General features: G+C 44.1%; 22 protein-coding genes and 1 CRISPR repeat array (1 of these 23 cut by a window edge). Of the genes, 14 read left to right on the top strand and 8 right to left on the bottom strand.

What is annotated here, in order from left to right; genetic code table 11:
* A CRISPR array of direct repeats spans positions 1-106; the repeat unit is 28 nt; unit sequence GTTCATGACGGCATACGTCATTTAGAAA (it extends 882 nt beyond the left edge of the window).
* A 171-nt stretch (positions 107-277) separates the two neighbouring features.
* Positions 278-922: an RluA family pseudouridine synthase gene (locus N5J47_RS03065; RefSeq protein WP_279959269.1), complete on the top strand. Its 645-nt coding sequence runs from the start codon at positions 278-280 to the stop codon at positions 920-922.
* A gap of 145 nt (positions 923-1,067) precedes the next feature.
* Positions 1,068-3,905: an RNA polymerase-associated protein RapA gene (rapA, locus tag N5J47_RS03070; RefSeq protein WP_279959268.1), complete on the top strand. Its 2,838-nt coding sequence runs from the start codon at positions 1,068-1,070 to the stop codon at positions 3,903-3,905.
* Between the two features lie 65 nt (positions 3,906-3,970).
* On the opposite strand, the gene dps is transcribed toward rapA, so the two are convergent.
* Positions 3,971-4,468 carry a DNA starvation/stationary phase protection protein Dps gene (gene dps, locus N5J47_RS03075; RefSeq protein WP_279959267.1) on the bottom strand — a complete coding sequence of 166 codons (498 nt, stop codon included), beginning with the start codon at positions 4,466-4,468 and terminating at the stop codon, positions 3,971-3,973.
* Positions 4,469-4,688: 220 nt separating this feature from the next.
* Complete coding sequence (gene fabR / locus N5J47_RS03080; protein WP_004755822.1) at positions 4,689-5,387, bottom strand: HTH-type transcriptional repressor FabR; 699 nt, start codon at positions 5,385-5,387, stop codon at positions 4,689-4,691.
* A 269-nt stretch (positions 5,388-5,656) separates the two neighbouring features.
* On the opposite strand from fabR, the gene N5J47_RS03085 reads away from it, so the two are divergent.
* Both N5J47_RS03085 and N5J47_RS03090 read left to right on the top strand, forming a co-directional pair.
* Positions 5,657-6,724, top strand: coding sequence for a ferredoxin reductase (locus tag N5J47_RS03085; RefSeq protein WP_279959266.1), 1,068 nt, complete (start codon positions 5,657-5,659; stop codon positions 6,722-6,724).
* Positions 6,725-6,738: 14 nt separating this feature from the next.
* Positions 6,739-7,833 (top strand): acyl-CoA desaturase, encoded by a 1,095-nt coding sequence (locus tag N5J47_RS03090; RefSeq protein WP_279959265.1) that lies wholly within the window; start codon positions 6,739-6,741, stop codon positions 7,831-7,833.
* A 54-nt stretch (positions 7,834-7,887) separates the two neighbouring features.
* Here N5J47_RS03090 and N5J47_RS03095 read toward each other — a convergent pair whose 3' ends face one another.
* Positions 7,888-8,355 carry a hotdog fold domain-containing protein gene (locus N5J47_RS03095; protein WP_279959264.1) on the bottom strand — a complete coding sequence of 156 codons (468 nt, stop codon included), beginning with the start codon at positions 8,353-8,355 and terminating at the stop codon, positions 7,888-7,890.
* A gap of 111 nt (positions 8,356-8,466) precedes the next feature.
* On the opposite strand from N5J47_RS03095, the gene N5J47_RS03100 reads away from it, so the two are divergent.
* Positions 8,467-9,096, top strand: a complete 630-nt coding sequence (locus N5J47_RS03100) for a TetR/AcrR family transcriptional regulator (protein WP_279959263.1) — start codon at positions 8,467-8,469, stop codon at positions 9,094-9,096.
* Positions 9,097-9,140: 44 nt separating this feature from the next.
* On the opposite strand, the gene N5J47_RS03105 is transcribed toward N5J47_RS03100, so the two are convergent.
* Positions 9,141-9,842 (bottom strand): SIMPL domain-containing protein, encoded by a 702-nt coding sequence (locus tag N5J47_RS03105; RefSeq protein ID WP_279959262.1) that lies wholly within the window; start codon positions 9,840-9,842, stop codon positions 9,141-9,143.
* 467 nt (positions 9,843-10,309) lie between these two features.
* Here N5J47_RS03105 and N5J47_RS03110 point away from each other — a divergent pair, with 467 nt between their 5' ends.
* The 7 genes from N5J47_RS03110 (at position 10,310) to sohB (ending at position 19,457) form a co-directional block, all read left to right on the top strand.
* On the top strand, positions 10,310-11,680 hold the full coding sequence (locus N5J47_RS03110) for a diaminobutyrate--2-oxoglutarate transaminase (protein ID WP_267980979.1): 1,371 nt from the start codon (positions 10,310-10,312) through the stop codon (positions 11,678-11,680).
* Between the two features lie 3 nt (positions 11,681-11,683).
* Positions 11,684-13,216 carry an aspartate aminotransferase family protein gene (locus N5J47_RS03115; protein ID WP_279959261.1) on the top strand — a complete coding sequence of 511 codons (1,533 nt, stop codon included), beginning with the start codon at positions 11,684-11,686 and terminating at the stop codon, positions 13,214-13,216.
* A gap of 301 nt (positions 13,217-13,517) precedes the next feature.
* The gene (locus N5J47_RS03120) at positions 13,518-14,549 is read left to right on the top strand and encodes a substrate-binding domain-containing protein (protein WP_267980977.1); all 1,032 of its coding nucleotides are present in this window, start codon (positions 13,518-13,520) and stop codon (positions 14,547-14,549) included.
* A 99-nt stretch (positions 14,550-14,648) separates the two neighbouring features.
* Positions 14,649-16,028, top strand: coding sequence for a phosphate ABC transporter permease subunit PstC (gene pstC / locus N5J47_RS03125; RefSeq protein WP_279959260.1), 1,380 nt, complete (start codon positions 14,649-14,651; stop codon positions 16,026-16,028).
* On the top strand, positions 16,025-17,419 hold the full coding sequence (pstA, locus tag N5J47_RS03130) for a phosphate ABC transporter permease PstA (RefSeq protein ID WP_279959259.1): 1,395 nt from the start codon (positions 16,025-16,027) through the stop codon (positions 17,417-17,419). Before pstC ends, pstA begins: the two co-directional genes overlap by 4 nt.
* Before the next feature lie 14 nt (positions 17,420-17,433).
* Positions 17,434-18,348, top strand: a complete 915-nt coding sequence (gene pstB / locus N5J47_RS03135; RefSeq protein ID WP_279959258.1) for a phosphate ABC transporter ATP-binding protein PstB — start codon at positions 17,434-17,436, stop codon at positions 18,346-18,348.
* 146 nt (positions 18,349-18,494) lie between these two features.
* A complete protein-coding gene (gene sohB / locus N5J47_RS03140) occupies positions 18,495-19,457 on the top strand; it encodes a protease SohB (protein ID WP_279959257.1) in 963 nt (320 codons plus the stop codon).
* A gap of 32 nt (positions 19,458-19,489) precedes the next feature.
* On the opposite strand, the gene N5J47_RS03145 is transcribed toward sohB, so the two are convergent.
* Both N5J47_RS03145 and N5J47_RS03150 read right to left on the bottom strand, forming a co-directional pair.
* Positions 19,490-20,125, bottom strand: coding sequence for a DUF2238 domain-containing protein (locus tag N5J47_RS03145; protein WP_279959256.1), 636 nt, complete (start codon positions 20,123-20,125; stop codon positions 19,490-19,492).
* 41 nt (positions 20,126-20,166) lie between these two features.
* Positions 20,167-20,514, bottom strand: coding sequence for a hypothetical protein (locus tag N5J47_RS03150; protein WP_267980970.1), 348 nt, complete (start codon positions 20,512-20,514; stop codon positions 20,167-20,169).
* A gap of 190 nt (positions 20,515-20,704) precedes the next feature.
* Here N5J47_RS03150 and N5J47_RS03155 point away from each other — a divergent pair, with 190 nt between their 5' ends.
* Together N5J47_RS03155 and N5J47_RS03160 are read left to right on the top strand one after the other, a co-directional pair.
* On the top strand, positions 20,705-21,349 hold the full coding sequence (locus tag N5J47_RS03155) for a GNAT family N-acetyltransferase (RefSeq protein ID WP_279959255.1): 645 nt from the start codon (positions 20,705-20,707) through the stop codon (positions 21,347-21,349).
* A gap of 67 nt (positions 21,350-21,416) precedes the next feature.
* Positions 21,417-21,824 (top strand): hypothetical protein, encoded by a 408-nt coding sequence (locus tag N5J47_RS03160; RefSeq protein WP_279959254.1) that lies wholly within the window; start codon positions 21,417-21,419, stop codon positions 21,822-21,824.
* Here N5J47_RS03160 and rsmD read toward each other — a convergent pair.
* Both rsmD and mrdA read right to left on the bottom strand, forming a co-directional pair.
* Positions 21,821-22,369, bottom strand: a complete 549-nt coding sequence (rsmD, locus tag N5J47_RS03165) for a 16S rRNA (guanine(966)-N(2))-methyltransferase RsmD (protein WP_279959253.1) — start codon at positions 22,367-22,369, stop codon at positions 21,821-21,823. The two genes, N5J47_RS03160 and rsmD, sit on opposite strands and share 4 nt — an antisense overlap.
* A complete protein-coding gene (gene mrdA, locus N5J47_RS03170; RefSeq protein WP_267980966.1) occupies positions 22,369-24,393 on the bottom strand; it encodes a penicillin-binding protein 2 in 2,025 nt (674 codons plus the stop codon). Before mrdA ends, rsmD begins: the two co-directional genes overlap by 1 nt.
* Between the last annotated feature and the right edge of the window lie 99 nt (positions 24,394-24,492).

A 24,492-nucleotide genomic window follows, 5' to 3' on the forward strand; every position in this document is an offset into this window, starting at 1 on the left:
GTTCATTTCCTTACAAATGTTCATGACGGCATACGTCATTTAGAAATATCTGGTGTTAATTTTCACACAACCCAAGAAGTTCATAACGGCATACGTCATTTAAAAAAGTAAAGAAGTTCTGTAACGGTTATATTTCAGGTTGGATTCTTAAATGAATAGCAGACAGGCTATAACTGGCAATAAAAAAATAAGCAATTTAGGTAAAATGTGATTGTAATTTGCTGGTAAGCTTTTTATGATTGCCCGCTTGTTTTCACCCAGTCGTTGGAAGGCTACCTTGAGTGATTTTCTAAGTGAACATTTGATTCATCGTGATGAAGATTTTATGGTCATCCATAAACCCGCAGGGTTGCTGACAGTGCCAGGGAAAACACCTGATTTACAAAATTGTTTGATCAACCGTTTATTAAAACTAGAACCAAAAACTTTACTCATCCATCGTTTAGACCGTGATACTTCGGGCATACTGGTATTTGGCCTTTCCAAATTTGGACAAAGTTCCATTTCCCGTCAATTTCAGGATCGTCAAACTTCAAAAATTTATCAGGCATTGGTTGCAGGTCATTTAGAGGGACAGAGCACAGTCGATATTCCTGTGATTTATGACCCAAGCCACCCGCCATTGCATATTGTGGATGCTTCCCATCACAAACCAGCGTTAACAGAATGGCAAGCAATTGAACATTTTGAGATTCAGGGACAGGCTGTGACACGGGTTAAACTCATCCCGATTACAGGCCGTTCCCACCAGCTTCGTGTGCATATGCAATATCTAGGTCATCCAATTCTGGGTGATACCTTATATGCCACACCAGAACAGCAACAGCTTTATGACCGTTTGTGTTTACATGCAACGCAGTTAAGCTTCACTCATCCTAAGACAGGTGCACCACTCAGTTTTGATTGTTCCGTACCGTTTTAGTTGCTAAAACTTTTTAATAAATCATGATGTGATGCACGCTATTTGATGGCGCTTTGTGTCAAAATACATGGTTGAAAACTACATAAAATACCTTAAACCCTATCAGGGCTACGGAATACAATATGTAGGCTAACTTGAGATAAAGGTGGAAAAATTGCAGCAGTTTGCTATTGGTCAACGTTGGTTATCAGATACAGAAACAGAACTCGGTTTAGGCGTTCTTATTGATGTAGATGAACGTTCTATCAGCATTTTATTCCCCAAAAGTGATGAAACCCGTGTCTATGCACGCAACAATGCGCCTTTGTCCCGTATCATCTTCAATGTGAATGATGAAGTTCAGGATCAGGAAGGCATCAAGTGGATTGTTGAGTCCATCGAAGACCGTCATGGCGTGCTCCGTTACGATGTGGTTCGCACTTTGACAAATGGCGAACAGGAACGCAAGGCACTGAATGAAACCCGTATTGGTGCGCAAATCCAGTTGTCAAAACCTTTAGAGCGCCTGTTGGCCAGTCAGGTCGATTATAAGGAATGGTATGACCTGCGTATTGAAGCGATGTTGTTGCAGGCTCAAATGCACACCAGCCCATTACGTGGTTTGCTCGGTGCACGTGTTGGCCTGATTCCACACCAACTTTATATCGCGCATGAGGTGGGCAAGCGCTTTGCACCCCGTGTTCTTCTTGCGGATGAGGTTGGGCTTGGTAAAACCATTGAAGCGGGCCTGATTATCCACCAGCAACTAAAAACAGGACGTTCGGAACGTATCCTGATTTTGGTACCTGATTCATTGCAGTATCAATGGATGATTGAAATGCGTCGCCGTTTCAATCTGCAATTCTCCCTGTTTGACCTAACTCGTACCGCTTCGATTAAGGAGCATGATCCTGACCTGAATCCATTCCTGACTGAGCAATGCATTATTGCCAGTGTCGATTTGATGATTGACCACGAAGATCTGCGTGAGCAGGCTTTGGAAGCAGGTTTTGACTTGCTAGTGGTTGATGAAGCTCATCATTTGATGTGGAGTGAGGAAGAGGGCGGCAATGACCGTTATGATCTGGTTGAAGAACTGGCAGAACAAACGGCGGGTGTGTTGCTCCTGACTGCAACCCCTGAACAGTTGGGTGTGGAAAGCCATTTTGCCCGTCTTCGTTTACTCGATCCGCAACGTTTTAGCAGCCTTGATCGTTTCCTTGATGAGGAAGAGCAATATCAGCAAACGGCAAAAGTGGCTGAAGTGTTGATGTCAGATGAGGCATTGACCGAAGAGCATTTAGCTGCACTTGAGGGCTTATTGGGTCATCGTATTAATGATCAGCCTGAACAACGTATGCGTGCGATTCATGAATTGTTGGATCGTCATGGTACAGGTCGTATCCTGTTCCGTAACACCCGTGAGGCGATTCAGGGCTTCCCAGGCCGTGATTGCCAGCCAGCACCACTACCAGTCCCAGAAGACTGGTCATTTGATGGCAAAATGCGTGAGCAAATGTGGCCAGAAGAGGGGCAGCTTGATGGTGCATGGATGGAAAATGATCCGCGTGTGCCTTGGTTGATGGAAGTACTGCGCAAGGACTTAAAACACAAAAAAGTGTTGTTGATCGCGCGTAGTGGGCCTGTGGTGGAGGCTTTGGAAAATGTATTGCGCTTACATGCGGGCATTCGTACTGCGATGTTCCATGAGGGCATGAGCCTGCTTGAACGTGATCAGGCGGCGGCATATTTTGCTGAGGACAGCTATGGTGCGCAGATTCTACTCTGTTCTGAAATTGGTTCAGAGGGGCGTAATTTCCAGTTTGCCAGTGACTTGATATTGTTTGACCTGCCTGCCAACCCTGATGTGCTGGAACAACGTATTGGACGTTTAGATCGTATTGGTCAGGAAAACCGTATTCAGATTCATGTGCCATATTTGATCGGTACAGCGCAGGAACGTATGTTCCGCTGGTATAACGAAGCACTGAATATTTTCAGCAATATTTCTCCAACAGCCCAAACGCTGCAAGAGAACTTTATTGTTGAACTGAAAGACTGTCTATTGGCAGATCAAGGGCAAACCTTTGAAGACTTGCTTGAAGAAGTCAATGTACAACGCCAAGCTTTGGAAGCTGAACTACAGGCAGGTCGTGACCGTTTGCTTGAGTACAATTCTTGTCGTCCAGTGGTGGCGCAGGGCATTGTACAGGCGCTTGAGGATTATGATGACAACACCACTTTACCAATGTTCGTAAAGCGTTTTATGTCATCAACCAATATTGACTTTGATGAGCAAAGCAATGGTACGGTCATCATCAAGCCAACCGACCAGATGCAGGTTCAAGGTCTGACCTTGGACGAAGAGGGCATGACCGCAACGTTCTATCGTGATCAGGCGCAAATCCGTGAAGATGCACAATATCTGACACTGGAGCATCCATTTATTGAAAGTGTCATGGAAATGATCCGTACACAGTCATTTGGCAGTACCAATGTGGCTTTGCTGAAATCGAATGCATTAAAGCAAGGTTCGGTGTTACTGGAAGTGTGGTTTAAGGTTGATGTGGTTGCGCCGAAGGCATTGAACTTGCCATCAAGCCTGCCAAAACAGTTGATTCGTGTGTTGCTGAGTGAAAATGGTCAGGATTTGTCTGCCAAGATTGATCCAAGCATTTTACGTCCATATTTGCATCATCTGGATGGTAATAGCTGTCGCCAGGTGGTGAAAGCCCGTCGTGATGTGATTGAAACCCGCTATGCGCAAGCTTTGGATATTGCCAAAACCTCATTGCCAGAATTAATTGAGCAAGCGAAAGGACATTATGGTCACAAATGGCAATATGAAATTGACCGTTTAACTTATCTCAAGCAATTTAATCCAAGCATCCGTCAGGATGAAATTGAGCGTTTACAGAAATTCCAACAGGAAGGCTTAGGTTTACTGGATAGCCTTTCTGTCACCCCAGAAGCGATTCAGGTGTTGGTGGTGGTCAAACCTTAACTCATCACCATGCAATAAAAAAACGAGGATCATTTGACCCTCGTTTTTTTATTGCTGAACAGAAATTACTTTTGTTCAATATTGGCTTCAAGGAACCATAAATATTGATCCAGGTCTTCCAAAGCGGCATGGATAATATCTTCAGAAATCGGGTCCTGAATCTCATCAATCGTGTCACGTAAATGGTTTGCCACCACGCCATAACGATCGGCAAGTTCTTTCAAATGATCCTGTACCGCATGAATTTCCACAGGATACGGTTTTAAATGTGATGTTTGCGATACCGTTTGGGTCGTTCCCAGTGCCGTACCGCCAATTTGTACAGCACGTTCAGCCACATTGTCCAGATGGGTGATCAATGAGGTGCGGAACATATCCAGCATTTCATGCACGGCAATAAAGTTGCTGCCGCGCATATTCCAGTGTGCCTGCTTGGTGAGCAAGGATAAATCAATAAGATTTGCAAGTATTTGATTTAATATTTTGACCGTTGCTTCTTTGATGGAATCATCTAAATTATTACGTGTATAAACTTTTAAAGCTTTCGCTGCTGAAGAACTCATAGTTACCTCATTTCAATTTTAATAAGAATGAAAATGGATCAAAACCATTTATTTCGATAAATATTTTACGCCGTTGAATACGCCTGAATGTTTCGATTTTGGCTGCTTTTGTATCAGTTTGAATACTGTGCTGAATATAAAGAGGGGAATATGGGAAGAAATGTAAGTGGGTTGATTGGGTGTGGTACAAGTAAGGGCTGCACCACACGGAAACATAAAACTAGAGCGGTTCTTCTGTTAAGTGACGGGCACCTGTCAGGATCATACGGATCATGAGCATGGTTTGTTCTGCGACTTCAATCCGTTGTTCAGCAGACAGGTCAATCACTTTCGCACCCATGTTAAACACCAGTTGGGTGATGGCCTTGGCGGCAATATCCGCATGTGGCATGTGACTGTTATTGTTGATCTGTTCCAGGCGAATCAGGTCTTCGTGCAACTCTTGCTGGAAGAAGGAAAGCTGGCGGTCTACCGCCTCTTTATAGGAAGTTGAACCTGTATAGCTTTCACGTAACAACAAGCCCAAATAACCTTCATCTGCATCCAGAAGTTGAATAAAAACTTCGACTGAACTGCGGATAATACTATGTTGCAATACTGCCTGTAGGCGTGCTTCACGAATGATTTTACGCAGTACCAAGCCTGCCCGATCAATCAGGGCAATTGCGAGTTCATCAATGTCCCTGAAATGACGATAAAAACTATTCGGTGCAATGCCTGCCTCACGCGCGATTTCCCTTAAACTCAGGGAAGAGATGCTCTTTTGTGGGCCAATCAGGTTCAGGGTGGCTTGAAATAACTCTTCTTTGGTAATGGTGGCTTTTCGGCCAACCGAACGTACAGGAGATTTTATGGGAATAAGATCCTGTTCATCTGTTGCGGGTTTGGGACTGGGTGGTAAAACAGAAGAATGAACCATCATTTTCAAAACATAAATAAGCTGCTTGGGATTATAACGATTGTCGATGGGCTTGTGAAATGTAAATCAATCGGGGTTGCTTTCCACTGTGGGAAACAGGGAAAGCCCCATGTCCGCAAGACACTGACCTTGACTGCACGCCTTTCCTCTTATGGTAAACATTTTGTAAAAAATCCTGTTTACAATTCTTTTTGAATAAATATACAAGTGTATATACAAATAAATATACATATGTATAATAATTAAGAAAACAACTAGAGTAACTGCGCATGCAAGCAATCGAAAAGAGGGCTTCCCTGTTTAACTCAATGGCTCAAAGTGTCATGAACAGCCATGATGCCAATTTTTGGTTACAGAAAATCAACCCTTTATGGTCAATTAATCAGCCTCTTGCCAAAGTCGTAAAAAAACAAATTGTGGCAAAAGATATGGTGAGCCTTATTTTGCAATGTAATCGCCATGTGCAACGTGGTGTTGCAGGGCAGCATCATCCTGTGACGGTGGAAATTGCAGGTCGTCATTATGAAAGAACCTACAGCCTGATGCAGGTCGATGCAGACCATCTCTGCCTAACGGTGAAAAAAGTTGATCAAGGTCTGGTCAGTTCTTGGTTGGTTGATCAAAGTCAAACAGGTGATATTCTGCGTTTGGGACAGCCTTATGGTGAAATGCAGCAGCAGGTTCAAACACCAAAGCTATTATTACTTGCAGCAGGTAGTGGCATTACCCCAATGCTGAGCTTGATTGAGGCTTTCTGTCAGTCCAGACAGCTTAAAGCCATATCTGTGCAATTGATGTATTGGGTGAAAACGCATGAAGATGTGGCTTATGCTGAGTACCTAAAAGAAGTCGCTGAAAACTTTCCGAATTTCACTTATCAGATTTTTTATACGCAGGAACAGGATCAACGTTTAAACCAGGCTCATGTTGACCAACTTAAATCTTTAAATGAAACCACGGTTTATGCCTGTGGCCCATCAGGCTTTGCAGCAACTGCGGAAACATTGTTTAAGCATGCAGCCTCAATCCAGACCGAAGCCTTTAGCCTAAGCCAGTTTGATACCGATGCAACTGATACAGGTTTTATCAATGTCACATTGACACAATCCAATAAGACTATTGCTATTCCAAAAGGTCAGTCGATTCTAAGCAGTTTGGAACATCAGGGGATCAAGCCGAAGCATGGTTGCCGTATGGGAATCTGTAATAAGTGTGCCTGTAGCAAAGCACAAGGTTCGACCAAAAACTTGCTCAATGGCTCAGCAAACCATGAGCCAAGCCAGTTACTCAAGATTTGCGTAAATTCAGCTCAATCTGATCTTGTGATTGATCTATAAGCGAGAATGACAATATGAATATGCCTGTAAAATATCAATTTTTTCAAAATCCTAAAAATCGTAATTTAACTGAAGCCGAACTGGCTGCTTTTGCCAGAGAACTGGATCAAATCAAGCAAGAAGTTCTGGACGATTTGGGCGAGAAAGATGCCAAATACATTCGCCGTGTTTATTCGTCAATCCGCTATAGTAGCTTTCTAGGTCGTGCCTTACTGTTTGCTGGATGGTTTCCGCCTGCATGGCTATTGGGTACAGGTTTACTTAGTTTTGCCAAAATCATGGAAAATATGGAATTGGGCCATAATGTCATGCATGGGCAGTATGACTGGATGAATGATCCTAAATTTAACGGTCAAACCTATGAGTGGGATACGGTTGGCACCTCGGATAACTGGCGACAAACCCATAACTATAAGCACCATACCTATACCAATGTTAAAGGCATGGATGATGATGTCGGTTATGGCGTATTTCGCCTGTTTCCTGAACAACGCTGGACCAGGTTTTCGGTCATACAACCGCTATACATTTTACCATTTAGCCTATTGTTTCAATGGGGGGTCGCCATCCAGAATCTGGAATTGGGTAAGGTGGTGTATAAGCGTAAAACGATGACAGAGTTTAAGCAGGAGTGGAATCCTGTACAGAAGAAAATCGCCAAGCAACTGTTTAAGGATTATGTATTTTTCCCATTGATTGCAGGGCCATCAGCCATTCCTGTGTTTACAGGAAATCTTGTTGCCAATGGTATCCGTAATATCTGGACATTCAGCATTATTTTCTGTGGTCACTTTACCAAAGATGCAGAAGTATTCCCTAAAACAGTGCTGCAAGATGAAAGTCGTGGACATTGGTATATGCGCCAGATTCGTGGTTCATCCAATTTAACGGGGTCCGAGGCATTCCATATTTTGACAGGGCATCTCAGCCATCAGATTGAGCATCATTTGTTCCCAGATATTCCTGCACGCCGTTATCGCCAAATTGCACCGAAAGTACAGGCCGTGTGTGAAAAGTATGGTCTAAACTACAATAATGCGAGTTTTGTAAAACAGTTTGGTGAAGTGGTTGGACGTATTTTTAAATATGCGCTGCCTTTTAAAAAGTAAGCTTTGAAGTAAGATAAAAGCCCTGAATAGATTGAATTCAGGGCTTTTTTATTTTTACTTCTTCTTTTTCGAAATCCACATGGTGATGGTTGCACGGAAAACTTTATCATTGTGCTGATCCAATATATCGACATTAACCAGATACTCGCCTGCCTTTTCCCAATCATAATGACTGTCCACTGGTGTGGCGATTGCGACCAGATCAGTTTCCGCTTTCTTTAAATATTCAACGGTCATGCCTTTGGGAATCCAGCGATGGCTAGAGGGAACCGTGACTTCAGTCATGGTGCCGCCTGCCAGTTCAGCCATATTGCACATCGCAATCGCATGAACCGTACCAATATGATTCAGTACAGCACGTTTTTTCCTAATTGAGATTTTACAGGAATTGGGTTTTAGCTCCTCAAATAAGGGCGAAATGCTGCCAAAATAAGGGGCTTTTAGGCACAGCATGCGTGTGAATGTCCATTTGCCAGCAGGTAAGGCAGAGACTTTATTCCATAACTCTAAAGTTGAAGCCATTTTAAGATTTCCATTAACAGAACTAAATTCTTTTACAGAATATAATTCTGTTTGCAGGTTGTGGTCAAGTCATCCACAATAGTTCCGACCATTGGTAAATCTGATTGAACTATGCAGGCAGCTCAGCAATTATTGGAACGTCTATATCCACAACGTAGATCATTACTAAAACGACAGATCTTATTGGATGCATTGTCCTGCTTTCTGGAATATGGTCTGGAAACAACCAGCATTGAAATGATTCGGGAAAAATCGGAGAGTAGCGTGGGGGCGATTTACCATCATTTTAACAATAAGGATGGAATCATTGCTGCACTGGTTTTTGCCGCGCTGGATGATCAGGCACAATTACGGGAGCAGTATTTACAGGAGACACAATCTTTACAAGAGTTTTTGTATGCCTTGATCTATGCTTATGCCGATTGGGTGTCTGAGCAACCAAAGTTTGCCCAGTTCTTGGTGCTCGCCCATTTTAGTGTGATGCAGGGTGAATACCGACAGACATTGAATGAAAAGAATAAAGCAAGAAATCAAAAAATAGTCAGCCATGTTTCAAGCTATGCCGATGCCGCCTTATTAAAATCAGTTCCAGCAGAACTCATGATGTCACTGGTGATTGGGGCAACTGAAAGTTACTGTCGGGCTTGGTTATCTGGCAAAGTGGAAACCACACCTAAAGTCTATCGGGATGTGCTGGCAAAAGCAGCCTGGGATTCTTTGCAGAATTTAGGTGTAAATTGATACAGGAAAAGGCATATTGCATGCCTTTTCCTGATTCTGGATAGTTATTTAAACTGAATCGACCCATTGGCGCTAACCGTGATTTTTGATTCACCCGCTGCCATGTCCTGTGCAGGTGCAGCTTCTGCCATCGCAAATTTTGCCATGCCACCACGCATCATCGGTTGCGGAAAATAGTTACTGGTATTTAGGTTTAAACTGACCAGATTATATTGGGTTTTATTCCATGCCTGTGTAATCGCCTGTGCACGTTGCTGGAAGTTTTTAGAGGCCTCAATCATCAATTCATTTTCAACTTTCTTACGCTGTTCATCCGACACGGTGAAATTGATGGATTGGGTCTGGAAGCTTTGCTGCAACTCGCTAATCAACTGGCTTGCCGCCTTAAAGTCCTTACTTTCAAGCTGAATTTCAGCACGGGCACGCCATTCTTTTAACTTGCTGCTGTCATTGTCATAAACAGGGTAGGTACTTTGCGCCCCAGTTTCGACTTTAACTTGTGAATATTTACGCGAAATCGCCTGTGCCTGATTCATCAGTTGATTAATCTGGTTGGAAAGCTCAGCGGGCTGCTTGTGGCTTTTCTCAATATAGAGAACAGCACGCATTTCATCATTGGCCACCTGACGTGACGCATCGGCCTGAATATTGACAATATTGTAGTTCAGGCTCTCGGTGTCATGGGCAAAAAGGGAGGGGCTAAGGGCCGCGCCGACCATCATGGTAACAAGTGCTAAAGTACGCATAAAATTTTCCTGAAAATGAGGATTAAAAAATTATTTTTCACAGCTTTGATCTTAAAAAGAAGTGATGGGAAACTTCTGCATATTTTGTGGTGTCTTTGTAATGGATTAGGGAGGTTTTGCAACAGAAAAATAAAGCAAAAAATGATTAAAAATAGTGGATTAGGTAAAAGTGTTTGACCATTTATCTAAAATACAAACTGCAAATAAAAAAAGCATACTTTCTTTCACTTGTCACATAGTATGATGATAATTCATCATAGTTATTGGAAAGAAGTATTTTTTCAATAAGATTAGATGAATGTCGGGCATAAAAAGTGTTTATTTTCTTTGAAAATTAGGTATCATCTCGCACCTAGTTGAAAGATATAAAACATTGTGTCTGCACTAGATTCTAAAAAGCACCGAGTCAAACGACCGCAAGTCACCAGACTTATTTCTTTTACCCATATCAGAGATGGTAATTCGATATGAGCGTTACTTCCGTAAACCCTGCCGCTGATGCAACCAACGAATATTATTTGACTCGCCAAAGTCAGATGGAATCGAATGTTCGTAGTTATCCACGTAAATTACCGTTAGCGATAGCGAAAGCACAAGGCTGCTGGGTTACTGATGTTGAAGGTACACAGTACCTCGATTGTTTAGCTGGGGCAGGGACATTGGCTTTAGGTCATAATCATCCTGCGGTGATTCAAAGTATTCAGGACACATTGGCAAGTGGTTTGCCATTGCATACTTTAGACTTAACGACTCCTTTAAAAGATGCGTTTACTGAGGCGCTTTTGGCTTATTTGCCAGGCGGTAAAGAAGAATATTGCCTACAGTTCTGTGGTCCATCTGGTGCAGATGCAACTGAGGCAGCCATCAAACTGGCAAAAACCTATACAGGTCGTAGCTCAGTGATCAGTTTCTCTGGTGGTTACCATGGGATGACACATGGTTCACTGGCAATGACAGGTAACCTGTCTGCGAAGAATGCGGTAAATGGCTTAATGCCAGGCGTACAGTTTATGCCGTACCCGCATGAATACCGTTGCCCACTGGGTCTGGGTGGTGAGGCAGGTGTAGATGCCTTAACCTACTTCTTCGAAAACTTTATCGAAGATGTTGAAAGTGGTGTGACCAAACCTGCTGCCGTTATTCTTGAAGCGATTCAGGGTGAAGGTGGTGTGGTGACTGCGCCAGTAAAATGGTTGCAAAAAATCCGTGAAGTGACTGAAAAGCACAACATCGTTTTAATTCTGGACGAAGTCCAGGCTGGTTTTGCACGTTCAGGCAAAATGTTTGCCTTTGAACATGCTGGAATCGAGCCAGATGTTGTGGTGATGTCTAAAGCGGTGGGTGGTGGTTTACCACTTGCTGTATTGGGTATTAAGCGTAAGTTTGATGCCTGGCAACCAGCAGGCCACACGGGTACGTTCCGTGGTAACCAGTTGGCTATGGGTACTGGCTTGGTGGTGTTAAAAACCATTACTGAACAGAATCTTGCTCAAAATGCGCAACAGCGTGGTGATTTCCTACAGGCTGAGTTCAAGAAACTTGCCCAGGAATTCCCATGTATCGGCAATGTGCGTGGTCGTGGCCTGATGATCGGTGTTGAGATCGTTGATGAGCGCAAACCAGCAGACCATATGGGTTCTCTGCCAGCAGATGCGCAATTGGCGGCTGCGATTCAAACGGCTTGTTTCAACAACAAGTTATTGCTTGAGAAAGGTGGTCGTAACGGTACGGTGATCCGTTTACTTTGCCCATTGATCATCAATCAGGATGAATGTGTTGAAGTGATTGCACGCTTCAAGAAAGCGGTTGCTGAAGCATTGAAAGCGGTACGAGGCTAATTCATGGTTGATTTTGCAGAACATCGTAAAGCGTTACTCTGCAATGATGCACAATCCATTGCTGACTACCAGTCGGCAATGGGCGAAGCGGTTAAGGCCGTTTCAGCATGGTTGCAAAACGACAAAATGTACACAGGTGGAAGCATTAAGGACTTGCGTGCCGCAATTTCTTTTCATCCATCGAAAGAGGGTTTGGGCGTACAGCAATCATTACAACGTATGGTTGAGCTTTTCCTCAATAAAAGCCTAAAAGTACATCACCCACATTCATTAGCACACTTACACTGCCCAACCATGGTGATGAGCCAGATTGCGGAAGTGCTGATCAATGCGACCAACCAGTCAATGGACTCGTGGGATCAAAGCCCAGCGGGTTCATTGATGGAAGTTCAGTTGGTTGACTGGCTTCGTCAGAAAGTAGGTTATGGTTCTGGTCAAGCTGGCGTGTTTACCTCTGGTGGTACACAGTCAAACCTGATGGGTGTATTGTTGGCGCGTGACTGGTGCATCTCGAAAAACTGGCAAGACGAAAACGGCAAGCCGTGGTCGGTTCAGCGCGATGGTATCCCAGCGGAAGCAATGAAAAACGTCAAAGTCATCTGTTCTGAAAATGCACACTTCTCTGTGCAAAAGAACATGGCAATGATGGGGATGGGTTTCCAGTCAGTTGTGACTGTTCCTGTGAACGAAAATGCACAGATGGATGTGGATGCGCTAGAAAAAACTATGGCGCATCTTCAGTCTGAAGGCAAAATCGTAGCATGTGTGGTAGCGACAGCAGGTACAACCGATGCGGGTGCGATTGATCCGCTCAAGAAAATCCGTGAAATTACCACCAAGTATGGTTCATGGATGCATATTGATGCGGCTTGGGGTGGTGCACTGATTCTTTCCAATGACCATCGGGCCATGCTGGATGGGATTGAATTATCAGACTCGATCACGCTGGATTTCCATAAGCATTATTTCCAGAGCATTAGCTGTGGTGCTTTCTTGTTGAAAGACGAAGCAAACTATCGCTTTATGCATTATGAAGCAGAGTACTTAAACTCTGCCTATGATGAAGAACATGGTGTACCTAACCTTGTGTCTAAGTCATTACAAACGACCCGTCGTTTTGATGCATTGAAATTATGGATGACGGTTGAAGCATTGGGCGAAGAGCTTTATGGTTCAATGATTGATCATGGCGTGAAATTAACACGTGAAGTTGCTGACTATATCAAGGCAACTGATGGTCTGGAATTGTTGGTTGAGCCACAATTTGCTTCCGTGTTGTTCCGTGTTGTGCCGCAGGGCTATCCTGCTGAGTTTATCGATAGCTTGAACCAAAACGTGGCAGATGAATTATTTGCGCGTGGTGAAGCGAATATTGGTGTCACTAAAGTGGGTGATGTTCAGTCATTGAAGATGACCACGCTAAGTCCAGTTGCAACGCTTGAAAACGTTCAGAATTTGCTTGCACTTGTGCTTGCAGAAGCCGATCGTATTAAAGAGTCGATTGCAGATGGTACCTATACACCACCGATTGATTAATCGGGTGTTATGTGGAAAAGAAGATCGCTTAGGCGGTCTTTTTTTATATTCGATCTGTAATGAGTTGTTTTTAATCGTTTTGCTATAAATCATTAGAAACAAGATGATTATAAAACTGTAGATAATGGGTTAAAAAATAGTCAATAATGCCCTTGTCTAGCTTACAATCATTAACATCATCAAAGCGTCATAAAGTTGTCACCTAATTGTCATATTATCCACTCAAAATGCAATTAACCAAAGTACAACACTTCAAGTAACAAGCGTTGTAAATTAAATTGCATAAATGAGAGAACACATAATGCGCTTAAATCCACGTCATATCGCAATTGCATTCGCTATATCTGGGGCAACTGTAGCAACGGCTGCAAACGCAGCTCGTGACACCATCCAGATTGCTGGTTCATCAACTGTATTGCCGTTTGCAAGTATTGTTGCTGAAGAGTTTGGTAATACTTTCCCACAATTCAAGGCACCTGTTGTCGGTTCAGGCGGTACAGGCGGTGGCTTGAAACAATTCTGTCAAGGTGTGGGTGACAACACCATCGACATCGCCAATGCTTCACGTAAAATCAAGGATACTGAACTTGATGCGTGTAAGAAAGCTGGTGTAAACCAGGTACAGGAAATCAAGGTTGGTTATGACGGGATTGTTTTCGCGTCAAACGTAAAAAAAGCGGCGTATAAATTAAAGCCTGTACACGTGTTTACTGCACTTGCAGCACAACTTCCATCAAATGGCAAATTGGTTCCAAACCCATATACCACATGGAACCAGATTGACCCATCATTACCGAATGAGGCAATCACTTTGGTGATTCCTGCGTCTAACCACGGTACACGTGAAGTGTTCCAGGAAAAAATGATTGATGCAGGTTGTGAATCATTTGATTACTTCAAGAACCTTGATAAAGACGAACAGAAGAAAGCATGTTCAAGCTTCCGTAAAGATGGTCGTGTGATTGAAGTTGCGGGTGACTATACTGAAACATTGGCTCGCTTGAAAACCTCGCCAAATGCGGTTGGCGTGTTTGGTCTGGGCTTCTATGACTCAAACCGTGACAAGTTGCGTGTAGCGACTGTAAATGGTGTAACGCCATCAGAGAAAACCGTGCTGGATGGTAGCTACCTTGTTTCTCGTCCATTGTTCTTCTACGTGAAAGGCGAACACTTAAAATCAATCAAAGGTTTAGCTCAGTATCCAGAGTTTTTCCTTAACAAGAAAATTTCTGGTAAAGGTTCTAAACTGGAAAAAGCTGGCCTGATTCCTTTAAGCGACAAAGAGCGTGCGAAAATTCTGGCTGATTTTAAAGCTGGCAAATCAGTAAAATAATATTGTGAAAAGGGAGGCTGGTGAAACTTGTGATCATCAGCCTTTTTATCTAGCTAGGTTTTTTCAAATCATGAAAATTGAGAAAACAGTGGAGATTACATGAATCTGCTACTTATCGGTGTGTTATTGGCCCTTGTGGCAATCGCATATCAAATTGGGCTGAGCAAAAGCCGTAATCTGGCAGGTAAGGGAAGTAACTCGGCAACACTCCATTCTCGTCCAGTGTATTATGGGGCGTTGGTGGCTTTGTGGTGTGGTGTTCCTGCTTTTTTAATTTTGATCATTTGGAACTTGGTTGAGCCAAGTGTGCTACAGCATATTATCTTTAATAATATTCCAGCCTCTGCCAGTGCAACAATGGATGCGGCAGGGCGTGATGTGCTGATTGACCGTGTGCAGGCAATTGCATCGGGTTTTGGGGTCACCGATCAACCTGCAGCCTATGAAGTCGCAGCGGCACAACAGCTTGCAAAATTTCAGACGATTGGTTCCTTTGCAAAATTAGCGGTCGTGATCAGTGCGGCGTTGGCAGGTCTGGTGTGGGCGAAACGCCATGTGAGCCAGCAATACCGTGCCCGTAATACCGTTGAGAAAGCAATTAATGTTGGCTTGATCCTGTGTTCAGGTGTCGCGATTCTGACCACAATTGGTATTGTGCTCTCGATGCTGAAAGAAGCTTTGCACTTTTTCCATTTTGTGAGTCCAGTGGATTTCTTTTTCGGAACAGAGTGGAACCCTGGTTTTAGTACCACAGGAAATGCAGAGGGAAGCTACGGCATTTTACCGTTGCTTTGGGGCACTTTAATGGTGAGTGGTATTGCCTTGCTGGTTGCTGTACCGATTGGTTTGCTGATAGCAATTTATCTGGCTGAATATGCATCACAACGCCTACGTTCCTGGGCCAAGCCAACCATTGAAGTATTGGCGGGTATTCCAACCATTGTTTATGGTGTATTTGCCTTGATGATCATTGGACCATTTTTCAAGATGGTCGGTGAGAGTGTGGGGATTGATATCAATGCGACCAGTGCCTTAACGGCGGGTTTTGTGATGGGAATCATGATCATCCCATTCGTTTCATCACTTTCAGATGACATCATTACCCAGGTTCCGCGTGCCTTGCGTGATGGTTCTTTGGGGCTGGGCGCGACCAAGTCGGAAACCATCCGTCAGGTGGTGTTGCCAGCCGCATTGCCAGGGATTACAGGTGCTTTCCTGCTTGCGGTGTCCCGTGCGGTGGGTGAAACCATGATTGTGGTGCTGGCCGCAGGGAACAGTCCATTGCTGCATGCCAATCCATTTGAAGCGGTTTCAACCGTGACTGTGACCATTGTGAAACAGTTAACCAGTGATACTGATTTTGCCAGTCCACAGGCATTGGTGGCATTTGCCCTTGGTTTAACCTTGTTTGTGATCACTTTGGGTTTAAACATTATTGCACTGTACATCGTGCGCAAATATCGTGAGCAATACGAATGAGTTCATCAAATACATCTCCTCTGGATCAGAACGTATTTGATCCACAAGTGGCTGCTGAACAACGTGAACAGCGCAAAAGAAAAATCCAGAGTTCTTTGGCAAAGCGCCACCGCAAAGAAAAGGCGTTCCGTTTTGCTGGCTTCTCGGCAGTGGTGATTGGCCTTGCATTTGTTGCCTTGCTGTTTGGTAGTATTCTGGCAAAAGGTCTGCCATCTTTCTGGCAAAGCAGCATGACGGTTCCAGTTTATTTTGACCCAGCCATTATTAATGTTGGTGCAAAACCAAAGCAGACGGCAGGTGAAACCCCTGCGCACTTTGAAGAGCGTATGGTGGCCTGGCAAACTGAAATGGGTATGGTGGACTGGGATGCCCTGATCGTGAATGGCATCGTTTCCAAAGATAAATCGCTTGAAGATCAGCGTGATTATTTAAGTGGCTTGTACACCAGTTCTGAAGCCTATCGTTTACGTGACATGGTGTTGGCAAATCCAGCCCTGATTGGAAGCAAGCAGGAGATTAAGTTCCTGGCCGATGCCAATGTGGATGTCTGGCTCGCTGGAAATATTGACCGTAACCTGCCTGATGACCAGCAACAGCTTGATCCAGAAGTGCGCCAGCTTGCAGATAAGTTAAAGTCAGAGGGGATTATTGCCAATACGTTCAATACCAATCTGTTCTTTAGCCCAGATTCACGCAGTTCACCTGCGACCAGTGGTTTGGCTGGGGCATTCATGGGTTCATTGTTTATGATGTTGATCGTCATCATCATCTCGATTCCAATTGGGGTGGCGAGTGCAATCTATCTTGAAGAGTTCGCGCCAAAGAACATGATGACCGACATCATTGAAGTGAACATCAACAACCTGGCAGCAGTTCCATCGATTGTGTTCGGTTTGCTGGGTGCGGCAATCTTTATTGGCTGGATGCAGTTGCCTTTATCTGCGCCGTTGGTGGGTGGTTTGGTACTGAGTCTTATGACCTTGCCTACCGTGATTATTACCACGCGTGCCTCATTAAAAGCGGTGCCACCATCGATTCGTCAGGCTGCTCTAGGTCTTGGTGCATCAAAAGTTCAAACCGTTTTTCATCATGTATTGCCACTTGCATTGCCAGGGATTATGACTGGCGCAATCATTGGGATTGCACATGCGTTGGGTGAGACCGCACCATTATTGTTGATTGGTATGAGTGCTTTTGTTGCCAGCGTTCCGACCACACCACTGGATCAGGCAACCGCATTGCCAGTACAGGTATATTTATGGCAGGGCAATGAGCTGCGTAATTTCTTTGAAGGGCGTACCGCGGCAGCGATTATTGTGTTGCTTGCCCTCATGATTGGTTTAAACAGCCTTGCAATCTGGCTCCGTAAGAAATTTGAAGTGCGTTGGTAATTGAGGAGAGTACAATGAATACGATTGATATTATGAACGCCGTAGAAAAGGATAAATCAGTGAATCCACAACAAACAGAATTTACGTCATCTGAAGCGCAAGTTCAGCAATCAAGTACTGCATTTGTCTCTCAGTTTGAAACGGCTTCTTCAGGTAAAAAGCCAAAAACCAGTGAAGTGAAAATCAGTACCAAGGATGTTCATGTTTATTATGGTGAAACTGAAGCGATCAAAGGCATTGACCTGGATATTTACCAGAATGAAGTGATTGCGTTCATTGGTCCATCAGGTTGTGGTAAATCAACATTCCTACGTACCTTAAACCGTATGAATGACACTATTGATAGCTGTCGTGTGACAGGTAAGGTGACACTGGATAATCAGGACATCTATGATCCCAACCTTGACGTGGTATTGCTGCGTGCACAGGTAGGGATGGTGTTCCAGAAGCCAAACCCATTTCCAAAATCAATTTTTGACAATGTTGCCTATGGCCCGAAATTGCATGGCTTGGCACGTGACAAATATGATCTGGAAGAAATTGTTGAAAATAGTCTGCGTAAAGCAGGTCTATGGGATGAGGTGAAAGACCGTTTAAGCCAGCCAGGAACAGGTTTGTCTGGCGGCCAGCAACAGCGTTTATGTATTGCGCGTACCATTGCGGTCAGCCCAGAAGTGATCCTCATGGATGAGCCTTGTTCAGCATTGGACCCGATTGCGACGGCGAAAATTGAAGAACTGATTTCTGAACTGTCTGAACAATACACCATTGCAATCGTGACCCACTCCATGCAACAGGCTGCGCGTGTGTCTGACCGTACCGCCTACTTCCATTTGGGTGACCTGATTGAAGTCAACTCGACTGAAAAAGTCTTTACTCAGCCTGACCATCAACTCACAGAAGCCTATATCACAGGCCGTTTTGGTTGATACCATGCCGTATATATCAAAGGGCCTACGGGCTCTTTTTTTATGATACAGATGAAAATGAATCTATTTTGCAAAAACGCTATTGAATTTTTATTGAACAGACCACATCTTAGAGGCATAAAGACGAACTCAAGAGCACTTACTTTATGTTATTCCATTTACCTAAATTTCCTGCTGAAATTCGTATTAGCCATTTAAATGCGCGTGTGAATGAACAAAGAAAAAAAATTGCGCAAACAACAGCATCCCGTTTGGAATTATTACAACTGGTTCAGCAGCTTGCCAAGGAAGCCAAGGTTCGTAAGAAAAATGACCAGAAAATCTTCGTTTTAGACTTCAAGGGCGATATACAGGCTTCCGCGGTTGATACCCTGCGTGAAGAGATTACCCTGATTTTGGCAACTGCCAAAGCTGGGCATGACCGTGTGATTGTACGTCTGGAAAGTCCAGGTGGAATGGTGCATGGCTATGGTTTGGCTGCGGCTCAATTGGTTCGTTTACGTGATGCTGGTTTTCATGTGACGATTTGTGTTGATAAGGTTGCTGCCAGTGGCGGTTACATGATGGCATGTATTGCCAATGAAATTGTTTCAGCACCGTTTGCCGTGGTGGGTTCAATTGGCGTGGTTGCACAGGTACCGAACTTTAACCGTTTATTGAAACAACATAATGTGGACTTTGAACTGTACACCGCTGGTCAATATAAACGCACCGTAACCATGTTTGGTGAAAATACTGCTGAAGGTAAGGCCAAGTTTGAAGAGGAATTGCAGCAGACCCACGTGCTGTTTAAGCACTTTATTGAAAAATACCGTCCACAACTCAACGTTGAAAAAGTTGCAACAGGTGAGCACTGGTATGGTGAAGATGCACGTGAATTAAATCTGGTGGATAAATTACAGACCTCGGATGAATATTTACTGAGTCTTTTATCACAACATGATGTTTATGTGATCAATACCCGCAAACGTCCTACATTTGGTGAAAAACTGGGTTTGCAGGCAGCACAAATGGCTGAGACCCTGATTCCAACAGTGATGGGTAAAATCGCTGATGGCCTCGCCAAGGCAAACAGCACGTTGGTTCAGATGCGTGACCCTAAGTTTTAATCAATTTGTCCTGATCAAAGAAAAGCACCTGTTTAAGGTGCTTTTCTTTTGCTTTTGCCTAAATAGATCAACCCTGTAATGATGGCCCCAATGGTTGCCAGCAGCATATCTTTATGTGCATCCCACATATCTCCCTGCTGTCCATTATAGTTTTCCGCATCTTCAGGCGATAAACCAATGGATAGTCCCCATTCGAGCAACTCATAGAGCATACTGGAAGCCATCACAAACTGGATCACTAGCAGGAATAATGTCAGTGGTTTTGCTGTGGGAAACCAGACCTGAAAACAACGGAGAAAAAATGGGTAAAGCAATAATCCATAAGCAAAATGCACCAGTCGATCATACATGTTCCGGGACCAGCCCATTGCCTGATTCAGGTCAAAATGAAATAGGGACTTTAACCAGTCATTGTAGGGTACATAGGAATAGAGATAATGGGCCGCAACAATATGGATGAATAGAAAAAGCAGGTATAAACAAAAACTGGAAAAACGGATGCCTATTTTTTTCATGCTGATGATCAGTACAACCAGCATAAACACGGTGCCCACCTGATGCAGTAAATAAGACTCAAGCTCAAGCGGGTGGATGCTGGCAATCCCTACGGCAAGGGCGATGATCCCAAGCGCAATATAATGTTTTAAGCCAAGTTGTTTTTCAATCATGCCGCATCCGAGAAGAAAAAATCATCAGGCAGGGTGATTTATCATTGTTGAGTTGAATCTGGTATTAAAGGTGATGCTGCAACACCGCCAAGCGCCTGACAAGCCTGGAGATAGAGCTGATACTTTTGTTGTACAACTTCATCGAGCGGAATGTCAAACAGATCCTCACCATTTTTATACTGTTCAATATAGGTGCTGGCTTTGTCCTTGTTTGCGGCAAGTGTCTGTTGATAAAAATTGGTAATGGAAGAAGTCGCAAGCTGACTGGTCTCCACGTTGTTACACTGGAAACGCTGCAAAATTTTTTCAGCACGTTTAACTTCACTTGATTGTCCAAATACACATCCTGTTAATTGGGCAATCACAATCAGCACGAATAAGATCTTCATGATATTTAGAATAAAAATTTTTAAAGATTGTTATTGTATATAGAATTTATTCTGGAAATAAATTAATTATGTCTAACATAAGCAATTAAATGACTTAAATAGTGCGGTATAAAATCCAGTTTTGAGATGAAACGCATATTTTTATCTATATATTTGATTTTAATCATGTAATATAACTGGGAAAACAAAAATGAAAAATTTATATAACAATCAGTTTGAGGAGCAGAATGTGAAGATACGCAGGGCGGAAAAAACGGATGTGAATGAGTGTGTTCCGCTGATTTATAGTGCGGGAATTCCCTTGTTTGACTATATTTATCAACATAACCCTATCAGTGCTGAAAGCTTTATTCATAAAGAGTTTTTATCAGAATATGGATATACAAGCTACAAACTGCACTGGGTGGTGGAGAAAGATAACAAGGTGATTGCCACCGTGGCCTGCTATGGAAAAGATGACCTGCTAAAAATGGATAGCGGTACGGTTAAAAACATTCTCACCATGTATCGGTTTCGATCACCTCGTGTTTTGGCGAGAGCGCTGCATTCAGCTTCCGTGGTGACCAAGCCAGTTGCATCAAGCTTGCATATTGCAAATTTTGGTGTGCATCCCGAATATCGTAGTCAGGGAATTGGTCAGTCCTTGTTATCGCATCTAAAGATGCTTGCCCAACAGCAGGGGCATTCGATTTTGTCTTTGGATGTGTCTTGTGAAAATCCTAGAGGACAAAGTCTATATGAAAGGATTGGGTTTAAGGTTGCACAGGAAAACCAGTTCAAGGGGGTAAAAAATGCTAGGGTGCCCAATGGGCGGCGTATGGAATGGAAAATCTAGTGTTCCATTTGCTTAAACTTTCTGGAACAGGTTATGCTCATTTTTCATCGAATTAATTCAACATGCTATGCGTAGTCAATCAGCAGTTTTATCCTGTTTTATCTTATTTTTCTCCTGTGCCTGTCATGCAGGGGATTATAATTTTTTTACAGTGACCAAGGATGATGCTGAAGAAATGTTTGACTCAGCCTATCCGCAACAAGAGAAAACAGATTATTCAATTTTGCATAACCTGTTTTTTCAGGGTGAGCGTTGGCGTGTTTATAACTATACCGCCTATCAGATCAACCAGTTCAACCATAAAATGCTGACAGGTGACACCAGTAACTTATCTCTGGATGATTTTTCAGTTTCATTGGGATATAGCATCATCTACCAACTCAATTCAACCAACCGAATTGGTTATGAATACTTGTCCAGCTTTCCATTTGATCGGGGGCAGTTGGTTCGCTTTTTCTGGTTGCGAATATTTTAGGCCATCTTTTGATATAAACCTGCACGTACCATACCTGCCTTGGTTTCCTTGATTTTTTGCCAACTGGCTGGAAGTTTTAGCTGTGACAAGTCACGGTCTGCCTCAACATAAATATAGGCGTTCGGTCTAATCAATGGTTCAGCCAACTCGGCAAGCTCTTGCCATAAATCAAGGCTGTAGGGTGGATCAAGAAACACTACGTCAAAGCCACTGTGTAATTTCACCAATGCCTGCTGCGCAGTTGAGATCATCAACTGGCAATTTTCCGCTTTCAATAACTGGATATTATCCTTTAAAAAACGTGCTTGGGTTGGGTTGGGTTCAATCATGACCACTTTTGCAGCGCCGCGCGAGAGTGCCTCAAAACCGAGGGCACCCGAACCACTGCACAGATCTAGCACCTGTGCATTCTGAATATCCCACATCAGCCAGTTGAACAAGGTCTCACGGACACGGTCAGGTGTTGGCCTTAAACCCTCAATACTGGCAAAGGGCAGGGAGCGCCGTTTCCATTCACCCCCAATAATGCGTAATTGGTTCTTCATTATTCAGTGATTCCATCGGCTGGCTGCGGTGGCGGTGTAACGGCTGGGGCAGGTGTCACCGTAGGTGGTATTGGCAGTGAGGTTTGCGCCGTTGTCGGTGCAGTGGTATTGCCACTTGGCAATTCGCCTGGCTTGATGCCTGCGGTCATTAAGCCTCCACTCACCTGATGGTTTGCAGGGCGCAGCGGATTCTTGTTGCGTGTCACCAGCCAGTAATCGAAGACTGGACGTGCCAGTTGCGCCGCGGAACCACCATGCTTGCCATTTTCCCACACCACGGCAATCGCGATCTCAGGGTTGTCCGCTGGCGCAAAGCCGACAAATAAACCGTGATCCCACTGTCTTGAGGATAAGGCCGCTTCATTGTAGCGTTTGCCCTGTGCGATACTCTTGACCTGAGCTGTACCTGTTTTTCCAGCAATTGAATATTGTAGGCCACCTTTAATGCCTCGACCTGTTCCTGTTTGGATCACGTCAATCATGGCTGCATGCATATTCAGCCAGTCTTGTTCTGTCCCATTGAACTGAATTTTACCATCAGGGGCATTGTGCACCGTGAATTTTTTTGCACCCTTATTTTCCCGTAACACGTGGGGAGTTACATGCGATCCCTTGTTGGCGGTAATGGCAACCGCCATAGCTAGTTGTAATGGTGTTGCGGTAAATGCACCCTGACCAATACTGACCGAAATGGTTTCACCTTTCAGCCACTTGGATTTGCGGGTACGCATTTTCCATTCAGGGCTTGGATATAAGCCGCTGCTTTCACTTGGCAGGTCAACACCTGTCTTTTCCCCGAAACCAAACTGGCGCATCCAGTCATTCATTTTCTCAATGCCCATGCGGTAGGACAGGATATAGAAATAGGTGTCACAGGAGACCACTTCGGCCTTATGCAGGTTGACCGCACCATGTCCCGTTTTCTTATGGTCACGGAAGCGGTGGCTGTCACCAGGTAAGTTGAAATAGCCTGGGTCGGAAATCGCCGTTCCCCAGTCAACCAGACCATAATGAATCCCACCCAGTCCAAACATTGGTTTAATGGTTGAACCAGGAGGATAGGCACCCTGAACCGCACGGTTATAAAGCGGTTGGTCTAAATTATCGCGTAAACCACTATAGTCTTTCGAACTAATGCCCGTTACGAATAAATTGGGATTGAAGCTGGGACTGGAAACCAGTGCCAGAATTTCACCCGTACGTGGATCCATGGCAACAATCGCACCACGACGGTCCGCCAACTGTTGTGCCGCGACCATCTGGAGGCCATAGTCAATCGACAAATACAGGTCATTGCCGCGAATCGGCGCCTGTCGTCCCAGATTACGCAGGATATTGCCATGCGCATCGGCCTCTACCGATTCATAGCCTGGCGTGCCATGCAATAATTCTTCGTAGCTTTTCTCCACCCCGATTTTACCAATCAGGTTGGTGCCTGCGTATAAATCCTTGTCAATAGATTTCAGTTCTTTATCATTAATACGGCCCACATAACCCAGCACATGCGCGAAAAGCTCCCCATGTGGGTAATAGCGGGTCATTTGCGTTTCAATCTTTACCCCAGGAAAGGCATATTTCACTTCACTGAATTTGGCAATATCCGCTTCATTCAGGTTCAGCTTGATGGCAATCCGCTCAGTTTTCCGCGCCGTTTTCACCCGACTCTTAAAGCGTTCCACATCTTCTTCCGTCAGGCCCAGCACAGGAATCAGGCGGTTGATTGTGTCATCTATATCGCTGACATCTGCACGGCTGAGCGTGGCGGTAAACACGGGATAGTTGTCGGCCAAAAGCACGCCATTACGGTCATAAATATAACCACGGGCAGGGGCCAGTGGTTGCAGGCGGATTCGGTTCTTGTCGGAGGCGGTGGTGAAGTCGTCATAGTGCACAATCTGCAAATAGGCATAGCGGCAGATCAGGATGAGCAGACAGGTCACGACAATAAAGATTGCAAAAAAGATTCGACCCTTGTAAATGCGCTTTTCTTGTTGCATGTTTTTTAAAGGAAAGTGCTGTTTCATACGGTGTCGACTTAATTACAAAATAAAAGAATGGAGCGGTTGGCTATTTTAACGTAAGTTGAATGATCATACTGTAGAATTTTCAGTACTTCATGCAAA

Source organism: Acinetobacter sp. GD03645, assembly GCF_029845285.1.
GTDB classification, from domain to species: Bacteria; Pseudomonadota; Gammaproteobacteria; order Pseudomonadales; family Moraxellaceae; genus Acinetobacter; species Acinetobacter corruptisaponis.